Origin of the sequence: Planomonospora sp. ID91781 (assembly GCF_015711595.1) — a bacterium.
GTDB lineage: Bacteria > Actinomycetota > Actinomycetes > Streptosporangiales > Streptosporangiaceae > Planomonospora > Planomonospora parontospora.
The window spans coordinates 506,796-525,389 of sequence record NZ_JABTEY010000002.1 but is presented as its reverse complement, the minus strand read 5'-3'; the positions used below and the strand labels follow the sequence as shown (position 1 = coordinate 525,389).

The window sequence follows — 18,594 nt, the reverse complement described above, 5'->3', positions numbered from 1 at the left end:
CGACCCCCTCCCGACGTCCCAGGAGACCGATCATGAACATGTTCGCCCTGCAGTCCGCGCCCACGTGGCACTGCGGCTGATGGATCGGCCGGTGTGGCTGCTCGACGTCGACGGCGTGATCAACGCCTCCCGGCCCGGCTGGGGCACCGCCCCGCGCAGCGGCACCGCCTACTCCGGCGGGACCGCCTACCGCATGCGCTGGGCGCCGGCCCTGCTGGATCGCATCCGCGCCCTGCACCGGGCCGGCGGAGTGGAGATCCGCTGGTGCAGCACCTGGTGCGCCGACGCCGACCAGCTGGAACGATTGTTCGCCCTGCTCCACCTGGCCCGCGCCTGGTCCGAGCACCTGTCCGCCACCGCCGCGGCGGCGGCCGAACTCACCGCCGCACGCCAGGTCCTGGCACGTGGGCGGCGGCTCATCTGGACCGACGACGTCGAGGTCCCCACCCGCGGGCCGGTCCATGAGGAGCTGACCGGAAGCGGCCAGGCCCTGCTGATCGCGCCCTCACCCGGCAGAGGGCTGCAGCCCGGCCACATGGCCGCCATCGAGACCTTCATCTCCGCCCCGGCCGATGACGGGCCCGGCTCGCCTGCAGGTGCCACCGCAGCGGATGACCTCCAGGGACGCTGAACACATCGGCGCCCTTTCCTGATGATCGAGGCGTGCGGGACGCCCTCCTGCACCAGTCCGCGGTGACCTAGGTGGACCGTTGTGTCCTGCCTGCCGGAGACCAGGGTCAGCGAGCCGCTGGGCGGGACCTGGATCTCCCATTCGACCGCGCTCTCGCTGAGGGTGGCCGGGGGCGGCTCGACCACGTCGACCAGCTCAGCCAGCCGACCGGCGTCGGCGGTCGGTGTGGGGTCGAGGGCCTCTCGAGCCGGGCCGTGCGGGCGAAACACCCCGGCCGGCACCGCCATGTTCAGCGCCTGGTGGGGCCGGGCGTGGTTGTAGGCGTGCACCCAGGCGTCGATGGTCTCCTGGGCGGCGGCCAGCGACTCGAACGGGGCCACGTCGTCGAGCAGTTCCCGGCGCAGGGTCTTGTGGAACCGTTCGATCTTGCCCGTGGTCGTGGGTGAGCGGGGCTTGGTGAGGCGCTGGGTGATGCCGCTCTCCCGGCAGACCCGCTCGAACAGCACCTCGACCGGCTGCGGGCGGATGTGTCGGCCGGTGAACTGCTTGCCGTTGTCGGTGAGGACCTCGAACGGCACGCCGTAGCGGCGCATCGCCGCGGTGAAGGCCTGGCAGACCGCGCGCCCGCTGGGCACCGCCACCACCTGCGCGATCACCACGAACCGGGAGTGGTCATCGATGCCCGTGACCATCTTGCACTCCCGGCCGTCGGCCAGCGGCACCCCGCCGACCAGATCCATCTGCCACAAGTGCATCGGCGCCTCCCGCTGCCAGCGCCGGTAGGTGCGCTTGTGCTCCTACTGCTGGGCGGTGACGAGACCGTTGCGGGCCAGCACCCGGTGCACCGTCGCTCGGCTCGGTACCCGCTCCAGATCACACGCGCCGAGCTCATACGCGATCCGCTGGGCGCCCCAGCGCGGGTGCCGGCGTCGCATCTGGCAGATCAACGCCTCGATCTCGGCCGCCAGGCGGGTCGGGCTGGTGCGGGGGCGTCGCGACCGGTCGGCCAGACCGGGCGTGCCTTCCTGCTGGAAGCGCTGCCGCCAGGCGTGCACCGACTGCCGCGAGGTTCCGTACCGGGCCGCGACCTCTCCGATCGGCGAGCCCGCCAGTACCTCGCGTACCGCCCGGTACCGGTGCTCCACCAACGCCTGCTGATCCACGCTCGCCGCCCTCGCGGAACCCGATCCGGCCACGTCCTTGGACGGAGGGTCCCGCATGAGCGTCAAGCATGTCTTGAGAACGACCGGTTAAGCATGTCCCGAGACCTCACACTGACACTCTAGGAAGCGGCTCACCAGGCGTGGATGCTGGAGTGGATCGACTCCGGAGCGCAGCTCTTCCGCCTGGAAAAGCCCTCCACCCCGCCCCGGCATCTGGCGGTGTACGCCGTCTTGATCGACGATCTGACCCGCTCGATCATGATCGTCGACCACCTGCTCGCCCAGGCGTGGTTGTTCCCGGGCGGGCAGGTCGACGACCTCGAAGACCCGCGCTCGGCGGTGTGCCGTGAACTGATGGAGGAACTGCGGATCAGTCCTGCGTTCCATCCGCAGACCGGAGACATCCCGTTCTTCCTGACGGTCACCCGGACGCGGGGGCGGCACAGTCACACCGACGTCACCCTGTGGTTCTGCTACTCCGCGGACCGGAACGCACCGATCACTCCGGATCGGCGCGAGTTCGGCGAAGTCCAGTGGGTGCCGATCGACGACCGGCACGCCTGGCCGGACGGAGCCTACGACCCGGGACTGGAACGCTTCCTCGGCAAACTCCGGGCGTGCCTCGACGGCGGGGGAGAGCATCGCTTCACAGGTGGCTTGCGGCCGGCAGGCGCGTGAGGCGTTCCCTCCGAAACGGCAGCCCGGTCGTCCTTGCCGTCTGCGGCACCGGTCACACCCACGACAGGGCCAGGTGCGTGTGCCGCTTGGGAAGGATCCGGCTCACCGCCGGAGACGGCACCGTGACGTCCGCCGGATACAGGGTGAACGCCAGATCAGGGCCGTAGCGTCGATCGTGGTCCCAGGTGTGAACGTGGTCATGGAGCATCCGGGCGAGGTCGGCGCCGCCGCGGCCGTGTTGCGTGGACGCCGAACTCGCGGCAGGCTCTCCCGCTTCGATCATCAGCTGACTCACATCACGCCAGCCGCCCCGGCGACCCGGTGTGGACAGGTCCGCCTCACCTCGGCTGCCCCTCGCCGGTCTTCGGTAAGTCTTCGCCAGGGCGCGGCCGGTCGCGCTGGTCGGGCGGGGCGGCAAGGGCGCTGGGCGGCGGCGCGCACCTGTTTCAGCTTCTCCTCGGCAGGGTCTGGAGGTCGTCGTCGCGGGCGAAGTCGGGGAGTTCGTCGGACAGCAGGTGTTCGGTGCCGCCTTCCAGGAGTTGGGCCATCTCGGTGGAGCGGGGAAGCATGGTGTGCTCGTAGGCGCGGATGGCGTCGTCGATGGTGGGGGCGCCGGCCAGGGCGAGGGCGAGTTCGGCGGCGTCGAGCATGGCGAGGTTGACGCCGACGCCGAGCGGGGGCATGAGGTGGGCGGCGTCGCCGAGGAGGGTGACGGTCGGGTTGTGCGCCCAGGTGTGGGGTGCGGGCAGGGTGTGGATGGGGCGGTCGACGTAGGGTCCGTCGTTGTCGCTGATCAAGCGGCGCAGCCTGGGGGACCAGTGCGCGTACTGCTTGAGGAGCAGGGCGCGGATGGCGTCGGTGTCGTCGATGGTCAGCCCGTTCTGGGTGATCCAGTCGGCGGGGGTGCGCTGGATGATGTAGACGCGGATGTGGTCGCCGCTGTTGCGCTGGGCGAACAGGCCGCGTTCACCGTCGGCCGCGGCGGCGCCGCCCTGACCGACGAGGTCGGCGATGTCGGGGTGGCGTTGGTCGACGTCGGAGAACCATGCCTCCAGGAAGCTCACTCCGCTGTAGTGGGGGACCGCCGGGGAGACGGCGGGGCGGACCCGGGAGAAGGCGCCGTCGGCGCCGATGACCAGGTCGGTCTCGACGGTGGTGCCATCGGCGAAGTGCAGCAGGCGGGGGCCGTCGGCGGGCCCGCTGATCGTGGTGAGGGCGCGGCCCCACTGCACCGTCCCCGGCTGGAGGGAGTCCAGCAGGAGGGTGCGCAGCCGGCCGCGGTCGATCTCCGGCTTGAACAGTTCGCCGTCGCCGGGGACGTGGTGGAACAGGAGCCGGCCGTCGGGGTTCATCTGGCGCATCTCCTGCCCTTCGGGGCGGGCCAGGTCGAAGAACGCCTCCAGCAGGCCGGCCTCGCGCAGCGCGACCTGGCCGTCGTCGACGCGCAGGTCCAGGGTGCCGCCCTGGTCGCGGGTGTCCGGGCCGGCGTCGCGGTCGTAGACGGTGGCCGCCAGGCCGTGCCGCTGCAGGATGCGGGCGCAGGTCAGGCCGCCCGGCCCGGCGCCGATGACGCTGATACGGGCGTGGCGGGGTACGGGAGAAGTCATGGCTGTTTCCTTGTGATCAGTGGTGGTCAGGGCTTGCGACAGGAGGGCCGGACGCTCACGTCCAGCCCTCGCGGGCACGCACGCAGAGGGACGACAAAGCCTGTGATGGGCGGGTGCTGCGGCGGTCTGGAAGGATGCGCCGCTGACCTTGGGGCCTTGTGACGCTGACGAGACTAAGCACAAAAGTGAAATGAGTCAACTAAATTACTCGGTACATAATTTGTATGGTGCCGTCATTGGGTATGCTTCATCCATGACGGTGTCTTCCATGTCTTCCATCGGCCGCCGCGAGCGCAAGAAGGCGGCCACACGGCAAGCGATCGCCGATGCGGCCCTGCGGCTCTTCCTCGAGCGGGGCTACGACCAGGTGAGCATCCGTGACATCGCCGATGCCGCGGACGTGTCGACCACCACGGTGTTCAAGCACTTCACCGGCAAGGAAGCACTCGTCTTCGACGAGGATCAGGACCGTGAGGCACAGCTCATCGCCGCGGTCGCGCGGCGCACGCCCGGCCAGAGTGTCCTCGACGCCCTCCGCCGGCATGTCCTGGACACCTGGATCCGCATCGAGACCCACCCCCAGCGAGCCGAGTTCACCCATCTGGTGGACTCCACACCCGAACTGCGCGCCTACGCCGAGCGCATGTGGACCAGGCACACCAAAGCCCTCGCCACGGCCATCGCCGACGCCTTCGGCGCCGACCATGATGACCTTGCCTGCGCCGCTCTCGCTCGCTACGTGCTGGAGATCCCCGCCCTCGCCCGTGGCCGCCACGACCCCCGGGCCGCCGTCGAGACGATCTTCGGCATTCTGACCCACGGCTGGCGCCCGCCCATCACCGGCTGACGAGCGGCATCACCACGCGACCATGCCCACCGACCGCTCGTTCCGGGCGGCGGGCTTCGCGCCGACCCCGCCAACCCGCGAGCGGGACAACCCTGTACTCCCATAGCTACGCCGAGCCGCGATTCCCGCAAGTCGACTCCCGAAAATCGGGCGTAACGGACAGTGTGGCGGGCGGTGCTCCACCGTAATAGCCACACATCCGGAGCGCCGCCCGCCCGTCACCGACCACGACGGGGAGACATGAACACCACGCGGACGCGTCCGCGCCCGTCTCGCTCCCGGCCGCGAGGGCCGCGGCCGTGACCGAGCCCGAACCCGCAGCGGGGGCCGCCCGCCAGATCGGTGAGATCACGGCCGGGCCGCAGGGCGTGCTGACCCGTGAGATCGGCCTCGTCACCGGCGAGGTGTACCTGGCCACCCAGCTGAACTCACCGCCGCCGCGGTCCAGGACCGGAGCGCCTTGGTACGGCACGGGCCTGGATGCCCGCACCCGCTACTCCGCCATGACCAATGACCGGATCAGCGCGCACCCGTAATCTGCCGCGCGGGTTCCTGGAGTCCGACGCCGATCGCGCCCGGCCCGGTGAGCCCGGCGCCCCGGCGCCCCGGCGCCGGCGGCGGGGCGGCCGGTCTCTGTGCAGACATCGATCGAATGAAACCGGCACCCCGGCGGCGGGGCGCGCAGCGCTGAGCCGTACCGGCTGAGCTCCGCACTCAGCCTCCCCGAAGGCCGGTGGGCGGCTTTTCTGCCCGTCGCGCCGTCGTCAGCGATATGGTCGCCCCGTGTCCATCGACGGTATCCGTGTCGTACTCCGTGCGCTGGCGGAAGTCCGCGACGACGAGTTCTACTCCCTGTACGTCCTCGCCAGCCGCGGACAGCCGAAGCCCTTCCCCCAGATCGAGTTCCGGATCCGTCAGGTGGCCGAGAGCGCCGACGTCCGCGTGGTCGTGCATGTAGAGGCCGGCTCGCCGGATGGCACCCGTCTGGGCTGGGCGCTCACGGTCACGACACGAGGTGATCTTCTGATCGTCGAAGGGTGTGTCGAAATGCTGGCACCCGAGGATGAACAGTGGCGTGAGGTGTTCGAGAGGTCTGCGAAGACCTCGGATCCGCGTGAGGCAGACGACCTCATTCGCGCCTTCGCGGCAGCGATCTGCAGCCGGCGCGAGTGGCTGGTCCATGCCTGACGGCCATGTCCAGCGAAGGGGTGTACGTAAGCCGACCCCCATCGGACGGGCGCGCGTTGGCGCCGACCGGCGCCCCGCAGGGCGCCCCGGCCAACGTGATCCGCATCGGCTATGCCCGCTTCTCCACCCGTGCTCAGGACCACCAGCTCCAGATGGAGGCCCTGAACGCGGCGCACTGCCGCGAGATCGTCGAGGAGACCACAGGCACCCGCCGCCGGCGGGGTGGGGCGCCGAGCCGTACCGGCTGCCCTCCCACCCGGATCCGCACCGGCAGCAGCAGCGCGGGCCCGGCCTGGGCCGGTAGTCGGCCCCGTTGCCAACGGCATCACCCCCAGCTCCCCGATACCGCCGCAGAAGGTCGGCGGGCGTGTCACCATGGCGGAGCAGTGTACGAGCTCACACCCGCGATCCTCACCTGGTACGACGTCGATCCGCAGTGCTCCGCGTTCGACGCCGCGCGTGCCCGCGCCGTGGTGGCCGGGCGCGTTTCCGCGGCCTCGGTGCCGGTCCGCCCGGCCGACGACAGGGCGGTCCTGAACTGGAAACTCGCCTGGGGATGCCCTGGGCCGAGCGGATGACCCGTGCGCTGGTGGCGTACTACGGACGCTGGGCGGTGGGCTGGGAGTGGAGCGGCCGCAACGGTGGCCCGGTGAGATCGTGGTGCTGTGTCGGACACTCGATCACCACACCGGAACAGACCCTGGACCGGGTGGCGGACGCGCTGGTGGAGTGGCGGTCCTGGCTGGAGGAGCTGGCCGTGCGCTTCGAACGGTTCCCGATCGAGGAAGGCCGACCGGAGCAGGAGCGGAGGCTCGCCTGGGAGCGCGGGACCGCGCACCTGGTGACGGCGGTGGCGGAGCGGACCTATGCGTACGACGACGCGTGGTACGACCACTGCCGCCAGGTGCTGAGATGGTTCCTCGAACGGTGGCACGTCCGAACGGACCAGGCCAGGCGGCTGGCGGACGAAGCACTCGGCGGCCGGCTCGAGAGCTGGTCCGAGCCGTCGCCGCCCCTGATCGAGGACGTCGCGGTACGGCTGGCGGGATCCTTGAGCGACCTCACCGGGCGATGACCACACCCGGCGGCCACCTTTCGACACGCAGGTGGCAGGGGCACATCCTGGAGACGGAACTCCCCGGCTTCCTACCGGGCCCGCCTTCGCCCGGGCGAGACGGTCCGGTCGGCGCCGTCATCCGACAGGACGCCGCCGTGGCGTGCCGTCTCACTCCTCGGCCCGCAGTTCGGCCAGAAGTTCCTGCCTGCGCTCGGCGGGGATCAGACGCCAGTCGACGTCGGCCAGCGCACCCTCGATCGCCCACAGTGCGTTCAGCGACAACCCCGGGATGGCGGCGTCCTGAAGCCGCCGGTAGACCTCCACCGCGCCGAGCTCGGCCAGATGCCCGACGTCGCGGACTCCCGCCCGTGCCAGCCACTCGTCGCTTCTGGGCCCCAGGTTGCGCAGATCGCTGAACTTCCTCCCGTCGCTCTCCGCCACCGTGCCCTCCCACCCGCGCCGTCGGTTTCCTGCGCTCACCACGCGCCCCAGATGGGGCGCAGCCGCCACGACTCGCCCGTCAGGCCCCGCTCCCTCAGCGGGCTCGGCCCACCCGTACAGGGCGTTCGGGGCTGCGGGTGGCTAGCCGAACCCGGTCACCGCCTCACCGGGAGCGGGCCGGAACCCGGGGTCTTCAGGCACCGGATACGGTCGTCGGCATGGGCCGTCCAGGACAGTTCGTCGTGGTCTCCGGCGGGACGTGGACACCGTATCGTGTCTCGACGCTGTATCTGCCCACCGGCCTGCTGGCCGGTCCGGCCGCCGCGCTGCGCAACATCCGGGCGCGACCCGAGCGCGAAGTGTGGTTGATCTGCGAGGGCGGTGCCCTCATCGACCTCGATCAGCGGCGGCTGCTCTGGTACGGCGCCGAGCCTGTGCACCCGGAGTGGCTCACCGCGGCCAAGCACGTGCTGGCCTGTGCCTGGCCCGGGTGGCACGTGCGCTGGGCCTGCGACGGAGTCCGCGAATTCGGCGACCACATCGGTCTCACCGGCTACGACTTGGTGACCGCCCATGCTTTCACTGATCACTTCGCCGACGACCGGCCGCAGCCTCCGGATGATCCGGATGACCCGGTCGGATGCCTGGTCACCGTGGGACGGACCGGCGGCGCCGTCACCGCGCACGCGGTCGACTGGCCTGCGCAGGACTCATTGCTGGCCTACGGACCGGAGCTCCTCGATGAGCTGCCTGCGGCACTGCCCATGGGACGGCTCCCGGTGCCGGTACCGCTCACCGCTCTCCACATCGACCCGGCCGCCCGGCAGGTCACGGCATGGGGATATGAAGTCCCGCGCGGTGCGGACGCACGCTGGCCGGGCTGGCGGCTGGAGTTCCGCGGTGACCGCTTCGCCGAGCAGAACGCCGTCTGCGGTGCCCCGATCGTCGCGCCCCTCTCGCTGGACTGGGCGTATCAGACGCTGCGGCGCTGCCTGGTCGACGCTGTCGAAGAGGTTCCGACCGGCTACTGCGCGCGGATGCGCGCCTACTACGGCGACCTTCGGGTACCGGGATGGGACTACCGGCCGGAGGAGGTGACCGCCGCGCTGACGGCGGTCGACGCCGCTGCGCGATCAACCGCGGACGCGACAGGACCCGGTCGTTGAATGGTCGTCTCAACACGAGCCCCGGGACGGCGCGGACGCGGGCGGTCGCCATGGTCAACCTCGCGCTGCTCATCGCCGACGACGACCGCGACGAGGCGATCCGCCTCAGGCACCGCACGGCCGAGGGCAGAAGCCGAGGCGTGGTGGCGGCGGGCCCTGGACGACCACGGCGGTGACCTGGACGAACCAGAGGATGAGGACTATCCGGCCTACACGGCGATCATGTTCGACCTCGCCCTCCTGCTGCAGGAGACCGGCCGCCGCCAGGAAGCGCTGCGCTGGTACGAGCGCGCGGCCGAACGCGGCGACGAGGACGCCGCAGGAGAAGCGGCGCGGCTGCACGCGGCATGCGGAGATGAGAGCACCCCGAGTGTACTGCGGACGCCGCTTCGTACCTCACTGAACGATCAGGTGTCGGCAGGCCCGCGTATCGATGATCAGGAACTGTCGTCCCGGCCTGCTTCAATCCACGCTGAGCACATGCCGATCGATCACGTGAACCGTCCCGAGGAGGCCCGAGCCGGTGGGAGAACTCATCACGTACCTGGTGGAGGAAGTCCATGACGACCCCGGGCACTGGCTGGTGATCGACGAGGCGGCCGGCGCCGGCCAGGAGATGGCCCGTGGGACCAGGAATGGCAAAGCCGGCACGAGGGCTGGATCGAGACCGGTCCCAACGCCCTGGTCTGCACCACGCCCCGGGACCTCACCGCGCATGTCCGGCTCGAACTGTGGAGCGATCGGCCTCCCGCACCCGAATCGGCCTGGGACCACTCATGGACCGGTGAGATCTTCTTCCGGTCGGGAAAGATCAAGCTCAGAGGGTTCTACAACTCGACGTGGGGCGTGCACGAGGTTTTCGACCTGGGACGCCGGGACGCCACCTGGCTCGTCCGGGCCCGGCACAAAACCTTGGACAACGACCGGGAGAGCGACTTTCCCCGCGACATCTACCGAGCCGAGATCTACACATTCCAGTTCTGGCGGCCGATCCGTCAGCAGGGGAGCTGATCGGCCGGCCTCAACGCCCGGGTCCACTGCGGCATGCGGTTCCATCACTCCTCGGGTACCTCGGTCGAACCGGTCCGAAGAACAGCGGGCAGACACGCGGCGATAGCGTCGCGGTCATGGATGAACATCCCGCCCACCTCCTGCAACAGCGCCTGGAGGCCGTACGTGAACGGCTGAGTCCCGCACACCCCGACACCCTGGCCGCCTGGCACGACCTCGCCGAACACCTGGGGGAGGCGGGGGATCCGCGACGGGCGCGGGACCTGTTCACCGACCTGGTCCCGATATGCGAACGGGTGCACGGGGCCGAGCACCCCGATACCCTGACCGCCCGGCACGAGCTCGCCTACTGGAAACGAAGAGCCAGATGGCGTCTTTGAAGCGATGGCGGTGTGGCGGCCGATGAGCGAAGACCATCTCGCGCCGATCGCCCTGCTGGCCGATCCCCGCACCAGCCGACTGATCACACCGGAACGGGGACGCGAGATCCTCGCCATGCCGCGCGGTTGACCGCCCCGGGGTCACGGCACCTGATCCGCTCCTCGGGCCCATGTCTGCGCGAGCCGGCGAGAGCGCCGCCCTGGCCCGCGACGCCGCCGCGGCCGCCGAGCAGCGCGCCACCGCCGCCGAGCAGCGCGCCGCCCAAGCGCTCGCTGCCGCTCGCGCCGACCGCGACGCCCGTGCGGCGGCCGACCGCGACGCCGACGCCGCCCACGCGCGCGCCGAAGCCGCGGCCGCCGACGAACGCACCGCCCTGCGGGATCTGGCTGATCAGCGGGCCGCGCGCGCCCGCACCGAGACCGCCCGGGACGCGGCGATGGCACCCCCGGCGTCCGGCTCGACGATGACACCACCGTGCTCGCCGAAGACGGCCAGGCCGTCCTGGTCCGGTGCGACATCCGCGACCCGTTCGCCCCGACGACGGCCGGTGCGCTGGGCCGGGCGCTGCTGGCCGTAACCGGCTACCTGCCGGATGCCCGATGACCCGGGCCGCGCCCCAGCGCCGGTCAGGGGCGCGATGCCGCGCCGTACCGAGGACCGAAGGTCATGCGCCCGCTGAATTGGGGATCCCGGCCGGGTTCGGCATCCCCGTCTACGGTGTGGGCGTCGGCTTCCCTCTCCGGCCTCAGCGCGGTGGCTGATCGGCGTGATCACCGTCGCGTTCGCTCGAGTGGGTCGCCGCCGTGCGCACCGACGGCGGGCGGCCAGGACCGCACCCGGTGCTGTGCACCCTGATCCAGCCGCCACACCCCATCACCCACTTTGCCACCCGCCTCTACCACCTCACCGACCACGACGTGGCAACAGCCCCCCGCTGGGCGCAGATCGCCCCGGCCGTGTGCGACACCCTGCAGGGGGCGTGGATCGCCGCCCACAACGCGCACGTCGACTTCCAGGCGCTGACGCGGCACCTGCCCGGCTGGGAGCCCGCCGCCGTTGTGGACACGCTGCGCCTGGCGCGCGCCGCCCTGCCGCAGGCCCCCGGCCACAGCCTGGACGCCCTGCCGGCCCACACCGGCATCACCGTCACAGACATCCCGGGCCGGCGGCACCGCGCCGCCTTCGACGCGCACGCCACCGCGCGGCTCCTGCTCACCCTCGCCGGCCGCTACCCGACCTGGGACGCCCTGACCGCGGTGGCCGTGCCGCCGGGCCTGCCCGGCGCCACAGCCGCCAAGCATGAGGAACAGACCTTATGGTGACCGTCACCGCCCGCCTGGAGATCGCCGGAACGCACGGCACCGGCACCACCACCCTGGCCCGCCGCATCGAGATGGAGTTGCGCGCCACCGGGCTGAGCGTGACCGCCCCGACGGCCGGGGACCGGGGTCGCGGACGGAGCTACTGATCCCACGATGTGGTGATTTAGATAGCCTTACTGGTCTGGGATCGACCATCCTTCGGGAGAAGGGACCGGGTACGTGCTCGACGACGCTGGGCTCCGGGCGCTTCGCGAAGCGGCGCGCCTCTCCCCGGAGAACCTCCCTCTCCGGCGGCATCTCGCCGAGCAGCTCCTGGCCGGGGGATACCTCTCCGAGGCCGAGGCCGAATACCGCGCCGCGCTCCGGTTGGTCCCCGGTGATCCGGACATCGTGGCCGGGCTGGCGGAGGCTTTCGTACGGCAGAGCTCCCACGGCGCCGCGCTGTCGGCGCTCGAACCGTTCCTGGCCGTGCCCGGTTACCCCCCGCGGCTGGGAGTGATCGCGGCCAGGGCGCTGCTCGGTGAGGGTGACACGGTCGGCGCGGCCCAGCGCTACCGGGACGCGGTCTCCCGCGACCCGGCGGTGTACGACCCCGATCTGGCCGTACGGCTGGAGCCGCCGCAGCCCGTCGCGGACGTCCCGGCATACGCCGCACCGGTGTCGTCCGGCGAGACCGGCGTGGAAGCGGTGCGCTCCCGCGTCACCTTCGCCGACGTGGCGGGGATGGACACGGTCAAGGAAGCGCTGCGGATCAAGCTCCTGCTCCCCGTCCAGCAGCCGGAGCTGTTCGCCGCGTTCGGCAAGCGAGCCGGTGGCGGGGTGATGATGTACGGCCCTCCGGGAGCCGGCAAGACCCATCTGGCCAGAGCCGCCGCCGGCGAGCTCGGCGCGTCGTTCATCGACGTCGGCCTGGCCGACATCCTGGACATGTACATCGGTTCGAGCGAGCGCAACCTGCGGGCCACGTTCAACCTGGCCCGCCGCAACCGGCCGTGCGTATTGTTCTTCGACGAGGTCGACGCGCTGGCCGCCCGCCGCGCCGACATGCGCCAGGCGCACAACCGCCAGCTGGTCAACCAGTTCCTGGCCGAACTCGACGGCGTGGACGAACGCGCCAACGAAGGGGTGCTGGTGCTGGCGGCCACCAACGCCCCCTGGTACGTCGACGCGGCCTTCCGCCGCCCCGGCCGGTTCGACCAGCTGGTGTTCGTGCCCCCGCCCGACGTCGCGGCACGGGGCGCCATCCTGCGCATCCTCTGCCGTGACAAGCCCCTGGCCGAGATGGACTTCGACGCGGTCGCGCGGGCCACCGACCAGTTCGCCGGCGCGGACCTGAAGGGCGTGGTCGACCGGGCGGTGGAGGCCAAGCTCCAGCAGTCGATCAGCGCGGGCCGCCTCGTCCCCCTGACGACGCAGGATCTGCTGGCCGCGGCCCGCAATGCCAGGCCGACCGCCGTACGGGAATGGCTGGCCACCGCGCGCAACTACGTGCTGCACGCCAACGACTCCGGGGCCTGGGACGAACTGACGCCCTGGATCAAGGACATCCGGTGACCATCGACACCCTGATCGAGCGGGCACGGACGCTGCTGAGGTTGCGCCGCCCCGCGGAGGCCGAGCGGGAACTGCGCGGGGTGCTCGCCCGGGACCCGGAGCACGCCGAGGTGCACGCCCTGCTGGGCATCGCCCTGGCCGAGCAGCGGAGGTCGTCCGAGGCGGTCGCTGAGGCGCGCGAAGCGGTACGGCTCGCGCCGGACCAGTGGTTCCCGCACTACGTGGCCGGTCAGATCCACCTGATGGCGGGACGGCCCGGCGACGCTATCGCCGCCCTCCACGCCGCCCTGGCCATCGAGCCCGACTATGCGCCGATCTGGAGGTTCCTGTCCCGGGCGCACCTGCGGGCCAGGCAGTGGGCCGAGGCGGCGGACGCATCCCGCCGCGGCCTGGTCCTCGACCCGCAGGACGCCGAGCTGGCCGGCCTGCTGGCGCTCGCCCTCACCGCACTCGGCGAGGCCGCCCAGGCTCAGGCCGCCGCCGCGCAGGCCGTACGGCTGGACCCGGAGAACGCACTGGCCCACCTGGCGTACGGGCGGGTGGCACTGGACTTCGGCGACCCCGGCCACGCCGCCCAGGCCTTCCGCGAGGTGCTCCGCCTCGATCCCGGCTTCGGTGCGGCGCGAGACCTCCTGCTGACGGCGCTGAAGCGGCGCAACCCCCTCTACCGGACGCTGGACCGGTTGCGTGGCAGGTTCTTCGGCAGGTGGTGGGTGGTACTGCTGCTGCCCGCGGCGCCGATGCTCATCATCGTTCTCCTCCTTGTCGCGCTGTTGCACTGGGCGGCCTGGACCGTCGAGGCGTTCACCGCCCTGCGCCTGGCACGCGCCAAGGACACCCGGCTGCTCTTCGAACGCGCGGAGGTCCGCGCGGCCCGCCTGTGCTGCCTCCTCCTGGCCGCGGGCGCGACGCTGATCGCGCTAGGTGTGATGTTCTCCCAGGAGGTGGTCGGCGCGACGGGCGCGGCGGCCATGGCGTTGATCACCCCCGTCCAGGAGACGGTGCACACAGGCTCACCGCTCGGACGGATCGTGCTGTACGGCTGGACGGGCCTGCTGGCACTCGTCATCGCCGTGTCGGCGGCCCTGGCCTCGATGTCCGGCGTGATGCTGAGCACCTACACCGGGCTGGCCACGATCTGGATCGCGGCGGGGGCACGGCGCCTCTTCGGACGGACGGTCATCATCTGATCATGGCCGAAGGGCTGCAGCTGGTGGCCGACCCGGCCGACTGGCTGCCGGGGACCGTGTCCGGTTGGCGTCTCGTGGCCGCAGCAGGGTGGGCGACCCTCACCGCCCCGGACGCCACCATCGTCTACGACGGCGAGCTGGCGCTGTGGCCATCCTGTCGGCAGGAGGCCATCGCCAACGGCTGGGTGTGGCTGGGCGTGGGCGTGGTCGGTCTGGGTGAGGGCTGTGACATCGGCCAGGCACTGCGCACTGCGGCGGGCGCTGGGCTGCTGGCTTCCGGTCTGGCTGCGGCCTCCTTTCCAGGCCCGCTCGCCCAGCATCGCCAGTAAGCATCGCCGGCGGGTGAAGCCGACGTGCCCCGGCCACTTGGCCGAATTGCGGGCGATTCCGCCAGCCCTTCTCTAACTAGCCATGAGCGTTTTTCATCCCTGTGGCGGTAGCGGCCCATCGCCTTCCTGGCGGCCGCGCCCGGGACGCGGAGAGGTCAGACCTGTGCGGTGGCCCGCAGCGCGGCCGCGATCAGCATCTCCACGGCATGTTGCTGGTTCGGTGTGGTGCACTCGAACTCGGTGGTGTATCTGCTGGTCAGCATGGCCCACGCCGCGGCGGGGCCGTACCGGCCGGCCAGCCGCCCGGCTTCTTCGACCACCCGGTCGAAGTCCTCGCCGGCGTGCGCGACCAGCTGCGCGGCTGCCGCCGATGCGGCGGCGCGCCCCTGCTCATGATCCGCCATGTCCATCCTGGTGCGCCTTTCGGCCGGGGTCAGCGTGCAGACGACAGATCGTAGACGGTGACGGCGATGCCCCGATCGGCGAGGCACCGGCTGATCACAGGTTCGATGTCGTTCCATGATCCACCTGCCAGGCCTGCGCCGATGCGGGGCAGATGCACACTCGCCCGGCGTTCGGCGGCAGCTTCGGCCAGGGCGGTCAGGCACTGCTGCAGGAACATAAGGTCTACGACGCGTTCACCATGTTTTCTCCCGTAAGCGGGCGATCAGGCATCGACTGATCGCCGATCAATATCGGCTTGCTCAGCCGTATCTCCTCCTCCGCGTATCCCAGCGCGCGGTAGAAGCCACGGGCTCGGGTATTGGCCGCCCCAGTCTCCAGCGTGATGCGCTGTAGGCCGCGGTCGCGCGCCCACGCCTCGGCGGCATTCACCAGAGCACGCCCGATGCCCGTCCCCTCCACCTCGGTAGAGACGACGAACTCGCCGATGGAGGCGTCCACCTGGCCGGTGAAGTGCCGACGGGTGGTCACAGCGACGAAGCCCGCGACGCTGCCGTCACCGATCGCCACCAGTACGCCATGACCGTCGCTGCTACTTGGCTCGAGAGAGTCGGTGACCCAACCGTGTACGGCATCGGCAACGACGGAAGCATCCCGCCAGGCCGCGACGCCTTCGGCCAGGCGCGAAGCCAGCGCGACAACGGCGTCACGGTCGACATCCCGATAGGGCCGGATCACGACGGAGACCTGCCCATCACTCATGATCGAGAGTCTGTCATCAGCCCTTCATGTGAAAAAACACCTCCAACGTGATTCATCGAGGGCTCATGTCGCCGTTGCCGCCTGCTGATCCTGACAGCCGAGATCGTCATCGGTTCGTGGACGGCATCACTTGAAGATCTTCATCGACTCCGATCGGTAGGACATCTCGGAGCAGTACGGCTTCTGATCGTCTACCGCCGGCCAGTGACGGCGCAGAGCGCTCGCCATCGCCCCACATCGTTACTCGTCGAAACGAGACACGCGTGATCCCGACGGTCCCCGGGGCGGCCTGCAGGCTCAGCAGACCGCCCCTCGGCACACGGGAGTCACAGGAAGGCGGCGACCATCTCGGCGAACTCCTCCGGGCCGACGATCGTCACGCCCAGGCCTTCGGCCTTGGCCCGTTTGGATCCGGCCTTCTCTCCGGCGACCAGCAGCGACGTCTTCGCTGACACGCTGAAGGAGGCCCGGTCATCGGCGCGCTCGATCAGCTCGTTCATCTGGTTGCGCGACAGCTCCTGCAGCGGGCCGGTCATCGCGCCGGTGACCACGACCGCCATACCCGCCAGTGGCAGGTCCGCGCCGGCCGGCTCCCCGCCGCCGGGGGCCTGGCCCGTGAACGCCGGTACGGTGCCGGGCTCAGTCATGTTCCCCCCGGCCGCGATCAGCTTGTCGATGAGGTCGCTCATCTCGGCCAGTTCGGCGACCACCACCGGAGCCTTCTCCGGCCCCATGCCCTCGACCGCCTGAATGTCCTCAGCGGTGGCGGTGCGGATCGCCTCCATGCTGCCGAAGTGGCGAGCGATCCGGCGGCTCATGGACCGCCCGGTGCCGAAGTGGCGAGCGATCCGGCGGCTCATGGACCGCCCGGTGCCGACTCTCGGATCATGGCCGACTTCCGGAACGCGGCCATCGGCCTGATCCGTCTGATCGGCTGGACCGACATCGCTACCGACCGCTAGTGCAGCTCTCCCGCGGACGGTCTTCAGCTACTCGGTTTCACAACATGAAAACACTTCAGCCCTATCGGCTGGACTCAGGGAATCGGGCGGGGAGTGTCGTGCCGGTCGAGGAGGGCCAGACCGGTCTGCGTGGGATGGTGCAGGACATTGCTGTGGTGTCGGCGTGTGGCGATCAGGCCTGCCTCGCGCAGCACGGCAGTGTGCTGGCTGATCGCGGCTGAGGAGACGTCCAGGCGGCGGGCCAGGGCGCCGGTGGTGGCCACGCCGTCGGCGATGGCGGTGAGCACCGCCGCGCGGGTGCGGCCGAGGAGGTTGGCCAATGCCCGCGTGGAGGTGCCGGCGGTCCAGACGCCCGCAGCGTGGTCGATGTCGAGCGTGGCAGGGTAGAGCAGGATGTAGTCAGTGGGATTGCCCGGGTCGTACATCACCCCCGGCGCTCGCAGGAAGAAGGACGGTACCAGCAGCAGCCCCCGCCCGCCGAGAGTGAAGTCGTCGTCGAACTGGTCGCCGGCATGGACGTGGAGGGTCGGCGGGGTCCACCGGATGCTCGGGTGCAGGCTGGACAGCAGGCCGTCGACGCCGCGGTCGAGCAGGATCGTGCCGCGCCGGGCGCGTTCAGCGTCCAGGTGCGCGCGCATGGCCGTCCAGTGCGGGGCGACGGCGGCGTGGTGGTACGCCTGCACCGTGGACAGCACCTCCCGCCGGGCGGTGGGGGCGTCGACGAGCCCGGCCAGTACGGTCGGCACCCGGCCGTGGTGGCCGGCGTAGAAGTCCAGCTCCGCCCGGACGGCCTGCCGGGGGCTGGCCAGGAAGGTCTCGGCGCTCTCGGCCAGGTCACGGCCGGACCCGGCTAGGAAGGCCATGTCGAAGCTCGGCAGTCGCGCGGGGACGATGGCGGACAGGACCGCGGACCGGGCGTCGAGGGCACCGCGTACTCGGCGCCGCCACCCGCCGAACACCGCCTCCTCGGTGCGCCCGCGTAGCGCGTGCAGGCTGAACAGGGTCTCGGCCATGGGACCCAGCGTGGGCGCCATCCGCACCCGCGCCACGTCGTCGGCGGTGAAATGAATTCGGTGCATTCGCTCCCCCGGTTACTCGTCGACTTCGCCGTCACAGCATGTCGCCATGCCGTCACAAAAGGCTCTGAGCGGCGCAGTTAAGCCAGGAATTACAAGCCTCGCGGTGGGTGATTTCTTCCTGCGACAGTGAGGGGACCGATTCCGCAGAAAGGGCGGCTCGACCTCGTGCCGGCCCACCGATAGAAAGGTTCACCTGAGCATGCGCAACCGAATCCGCACCGCGCTGATGAGCATGGCCGTCATGGCCGCTGCAGCTGCAAACACCTCATTGGCGTCCGCGCCGGCAAGCGCCGCGGTCGCCGCGCCGATCGCCGCGGCATCGGCCACCCAGGCAACACCGGCTGAGTCCGGCTTCGTCATGGAGTCGGTGAGCATCGGAGCCCAAGCGGCCGGCTATCTCAGGAACAGGGCCACGGGCCGATGCCTGGAGCAGGGTTGGGATGGTCATGTTTTCACGAATCCGTGCAACTACGGCCCCGCGCAGACCTGGACGTGGATCGGCGGGGAGAGGTTTAAGTCCCTTGTCAATTCGTGGAGCCAGGAGTGTCTCGACGGCACCTCAGCCACTGGCAGGGTCTACACGCTCAGCTGCAATGGTGGCGACTACCAGAAATGGAGCTTGGGTGAATACGGTCATATCACCCAACGTCAGGCGCTCCAGAACCTCGACAGCAACTGGGAAGGTTCGGTCTACCTTTCCCCGCAAGATCGCTACAACACCAACAACCACCAGAAGTGGTACTGATCTCTATCGAATCCCGTAACGGCATCGGGTGAATGGCAAGGTCAACGCCCGGCTTGATATCCGGATGCACCTGTATGAT

Annotated in this window: 26 protein-coding genes and 1 pseudogene; 18 read left to right on the top strand and 9 right to left on the bottom strand. The window is 70.5% G+C overall.

Annotated elements, in window-relative coordinates; genetic code table 11:
• Nucleotides 1-717: 717 nt before the first annotated feature.
• Nucleotides 718-1,794: pseudogene (locus tag HS048_RS37405) on the bottom strand (IS481 family transposase); the annotation flags it as partial.
• A gap of 144 nt (nt 1,795-1,938) precedes the next feature.
• Between HS048_RS37405 and HS048_RS21700 the strand changes: the two are divergent.
• A complete protein-coding gene (locus HS048_RS21700) occupies nt 1,939-2,472 on the top strand; it encodes an NUDIX domain-containing protein (protein ID WP_196468465.1) in 534 nt (177 codons plus the stop codon).
• A gap of 52 nt (nt 2,473-2,524) precedes the next feature.
• Here the strand turns inward: HS048_RS21700 and HS048_RS21695 are convergent, their stop codons facing one another.
• Nucleotides 2,525-2,755, bottom strand: coding sequence for a hypothetical protein (locus HS048_RS21695; protein WP_068897164.1), 231 nt, complete (start codon nt 2,753-2,755; stop codon nt 2,525-2,527).
• Nucleotides 2,756-2,918: 163 nt separating this feature from the next.
• On the bottom strand, nt 2,919-4,079 hold the full coding sequence (locus tag HS048_RS21690) for an NAD(P)/FAD-dependent oxidoreductase (protein ID WP_196468464.1): 1,161 nt from the start codon (nt 4,077-4,079) through the stop codon (nt 2,919-2,921).
• 268 nt (nt 4,080-4,347) lie between these two features.
• Here HS048_RS21690 and HS048_RS21685 point away from each other — a divergent pair, with 268 nt between their 5' ends.
• The 5 genes from HS048_RS21685 to HS048_RS21665 all read left to right on the top strand — a co-directional run bounded on the left by HS048_RS21685 (nt 4,348) and on the right by HS048_RS21665 (nt 7,189).
• Nucleotides 4,348-4,926: a TetR/AcrR family transcriptional regulator gene (locus tag HS048_RS21685; RefSeq protein WP_230881825.1), complete on the top strand. Its 579-nt coding sequence runs from the start codon at nt 4,348-4,350 to the stop codon at nt 4,924-4,926.
• A gap of 299 nt (nt 4,927-5,225) precedes the next feature.
• Entirely contained in the window at nt 5,226-5,462 is a 237-nt protein-coding gene (locus HS048_RS21680) for a hypothetical protein (protein ID WP_196468462.1), read from the top strand.
• A 247-nt stretch (nt 5,463-5,709) separates the two neighbouring features.
• Complete coding sequence (locus HS048_RS21675; protein WP_196468461.1) at nt 5,710-6,114, top strand: hypothetical protein; 405 nt, start codon at nt 5,710-5,712, stop codon at nt 6,112-6,114.
• Nucleotides 6,115-6,500: 386 nt separating this feature from the next.
• The gene (locus tag HS048_RS21670; RefSeq protein WP_196468460.1) at nt 6,501-6,692 is read left to right on the top strand and encodes a hypothetical protein; all 192 of its coding nucleotides are present in this window, start codon (nt 6,501-6,503) and stop codon (nt 6,690-6,692) included.
• Nucleotides 6,671-7,189: a hypothetical protein gene (locus HS048_RS21665; protein WP_196468459.1), complete on the top strand. Its 519-nt coding sequence runs from the start codon at nt 6,671-6,673 to the stop codon at nt 7,187-7,189. Before HS048_RS21670 ends, HS048_RS21665 begins: the two co-directional genes overlap by 22 nt.
• Before the next feature lie 150 nt (nt 7,190-7,339).
• On the opposite strand, the gene HS048_RS21660 is transcribed toward HS048_RS21665, so the two are convergent.
• On the bottom strand, nt 7,340-7,612 hold the full coding sequence (locus HS048_RS21660; RefSeq protein WP_196468458.1) for a TfoX/Sxy family protein: 273 nt from the start codon (nt 7,610-7,612) through the stop codon (nt 7,340-7,342).
• Nucleotides 7,613-7,830: 218 nt separating this feature from the next.
• Between HS048_RS21660 and HS048_RS21655 the strand changes: the two genes are divergently transcribed.
• From HS048_RS21655 to HS048_RS21605, 11 genes are all read left to right on the top strand, one after another.
• Nucleotides 7,831-8,778 carry a hypothetical protein gene (locus tag HS048_RS21655; protein ID WP_196468457.1) on the top strand — a complete coding sequence of 316 codons (948 nt, stop codon included), beginning with the start codon at nt 7,831-7,833 and terminating at the stop codon, nt 8,776-8,778.
• On the top strand, nt 8,775-8,954 hold the full coding sequence (locus HS048_RS21650) for a hypothetical protein (protein ID WP_196468456.1): 180 nt from the start codon (nt 8,775-8,777) through the stop codon (nt 8,952-8,954). The genes HS048_RS21655 and HS048_RS21650 overlap by 4 nt, the downstream gene beginning before the upstream one ends.
• A gap of 46 nt (nt 8,955-9,000) precedes the next feature.
• Entirely contained in the window at nt 9,001-9,342 is a 342-nt protein-coding gene (locus tag HS048_RS21645) for a hypothetical protein (RefSeq protein ID WP_196468455.1), read from the top strand.
• A gap of 282 nt (nt 9,343-9,624) precedes the next feature.
• Nucleotides 9,625-9,789 (top strand): hypothetical protein, encoded by a 165-nt coding sequence (locus HS048_RS21640; protein WP_196468454.1) that lies wholly within the window; start codon nt 9,625-9,627, stop codon nt 9,787-9,789.
• 116 nt (nt 9,790-9,905) lie between these two features.
• Nucleotides 9,906-10,169 (top strand): tetratricopeptide repeat protein, encoded by a 264-nt coding sequence (locus HS048_RS21635; RefSeq protein ID WP_196468453.1) that lies wholly within the window; start codon nt 9,906-9,908, stop codon nt 10,167-10,169.
• A 170-nt stretch (nt 10,170-10,339) separates the two neighbouring features.
• The gene (locus tag HS048_RS21630) at nt 10,340-10,747 is read left to right on the top strand and encodes a hypothetical protein (RefSeq protein ID WP_196468452.1); all 408 of its coding nucleotides are present in this window, start codon (nt 10,340-10,342) and stop codon (nt 10,745-10,747) included.
• 226 nt (nt 10,748-10,973) lie between these two features.
• Nucleotides 10,974-11,492 carry a 3'-5' exonuclease gene (locus HS048_RS21625; protein WP_196468451.1) on the top strand — a complete coding sequence of 173 codons (519 nt, stop codon included), beginning with the start codon at nt 10,974-10,976 and terminating at the stop codon, nt 11,490-11,492.
• Nucleotides 11,486-11,638: a hypothetical protein gene (locus tag HS048_RS21620; RefSeq protein WP_196468450.1), complete on the top strand. Its 153-nt coding sequence runs from the start codon at nt 11,486-11,488 to the stop codon at nt 11,636-11,638. The genes HS048_RS21625 and HS048_RS21620 overlap by 7 nt, the downstream gene beginning before the upstream one ends.
• Before the next feature lie 73 nt (nt 11,639-11,711).
• Nucleotides 11,712-13,046, top strand: coding sequence for an ATP-binding protein (locus HS048_RS38930; RefSeq protein ID WP_196468449.1), 1,335 nt, complete (start codon nt 11,712-11,714; stop codon nt 13,044-13,046).
• Complete coding sequence (locus HS048_RS21610; RefSeq protein ID WP_196468448.1) at nt 13,043-14,236, top strand: tetratricopeptide repeat protein; 1,194 nt, start codon at nt 13,043-13,045, stop codon at nt 14,234-14,236. The genes HS048_RS38930 and HS048_RS21610 overlap by 4 nt, the downstream gene beginning before the upstream one ends.
• Nucleotides 14,237-14,238: 2 nt before the next feature.
• Nucleotides 14,239-14,565: a hypothetical protein gene (locus HS048_RS21605; RefSeq protein ID WP_196468447.1), complete on the top strand. Its 327-nt coding sequence runs from the start codon at nt 14,239-14,241 to the stop codon at nt 14,563-14,565.
• 155 nt (nt 14,566-14,720) lie between these two features.
• Here HS048_RS21605 and HS048_RS21600 read toward each other — a convergent pair whose 3' ends face one another.
• From HS048_RS21600 to HS048_RS21580, 5 genes are all read right to left on the bottom strand, one after another.
• A complete protein-coding gene (locus HS048_RS21600) occupies nt 14,721-14,969 on the bottom strand; it encodes a hypothetical protein (protein WP_153054667.1) in 249 nt (82 codons plus the stop codon).
• A 29-nt stretch (nt 14,970-14,998) separates the two neighbouring features.
• The gene (locus tag HS048_RS21595) at nt 14,999-15,187 is read right to left on the bottom strand and encodes a hypothetical protein (RefSeq protein ID WP_153054666.1); all 189 of its coding nucleotides are present in this window, start codon (nt 15,185-15,187) and stop codon (nt 14,999-15,001) included.
• A 5-nt stretch (nt 15,188-15,192) separates the two neighbouring features.
• Entirely contained in the window at nt 15,193-15,729 is a 537-nt protein-coding gene (locus tag HS048_RS21590) for a GNAT family N-acetyltransferase (protein WP_196468446.1), read from the bottom strand.
• 326 nt (nt 15,730-16,055) lie between these two features.
• Entirely contained in the window at nt 16,056-16,589 is a 534-nt protein-coding gene (locus HS048_RS21585; protein ID WP_196468445.1) for a helix-hairpin-helix domain-containing protein, read from the bottom strand.
• A gap of 176 nt (nt 16,590-16,765) precedes the next feature.
• Entirely contained in the window at nt 16,766-17,770 is a 1,005-nt protein-coding gene (locus HS048_RS21580; protein ID WP_196468444.1) for a helix-turn-helix transcriptional regulator, read from the bottom strand.
• 199 nt (nt 17,771-17,969) lie between these two features.
• Between HS048_RS21580 and HS048_RS21575 the strand changes: the two genes are divergently transcribed.
• A complete protein-coding gene (locus HS048_RS21575; RefSeq protein WP_196468443.1) occupies nt 17,970-18,515 on the top strand; it encodes a ricin-type beta-trefoil lectin domain protein in 546 nt (181 codons plus the stop codon).
• Nucleotides 18,516-18,594 lie beyond the last annotated feature (79 nt).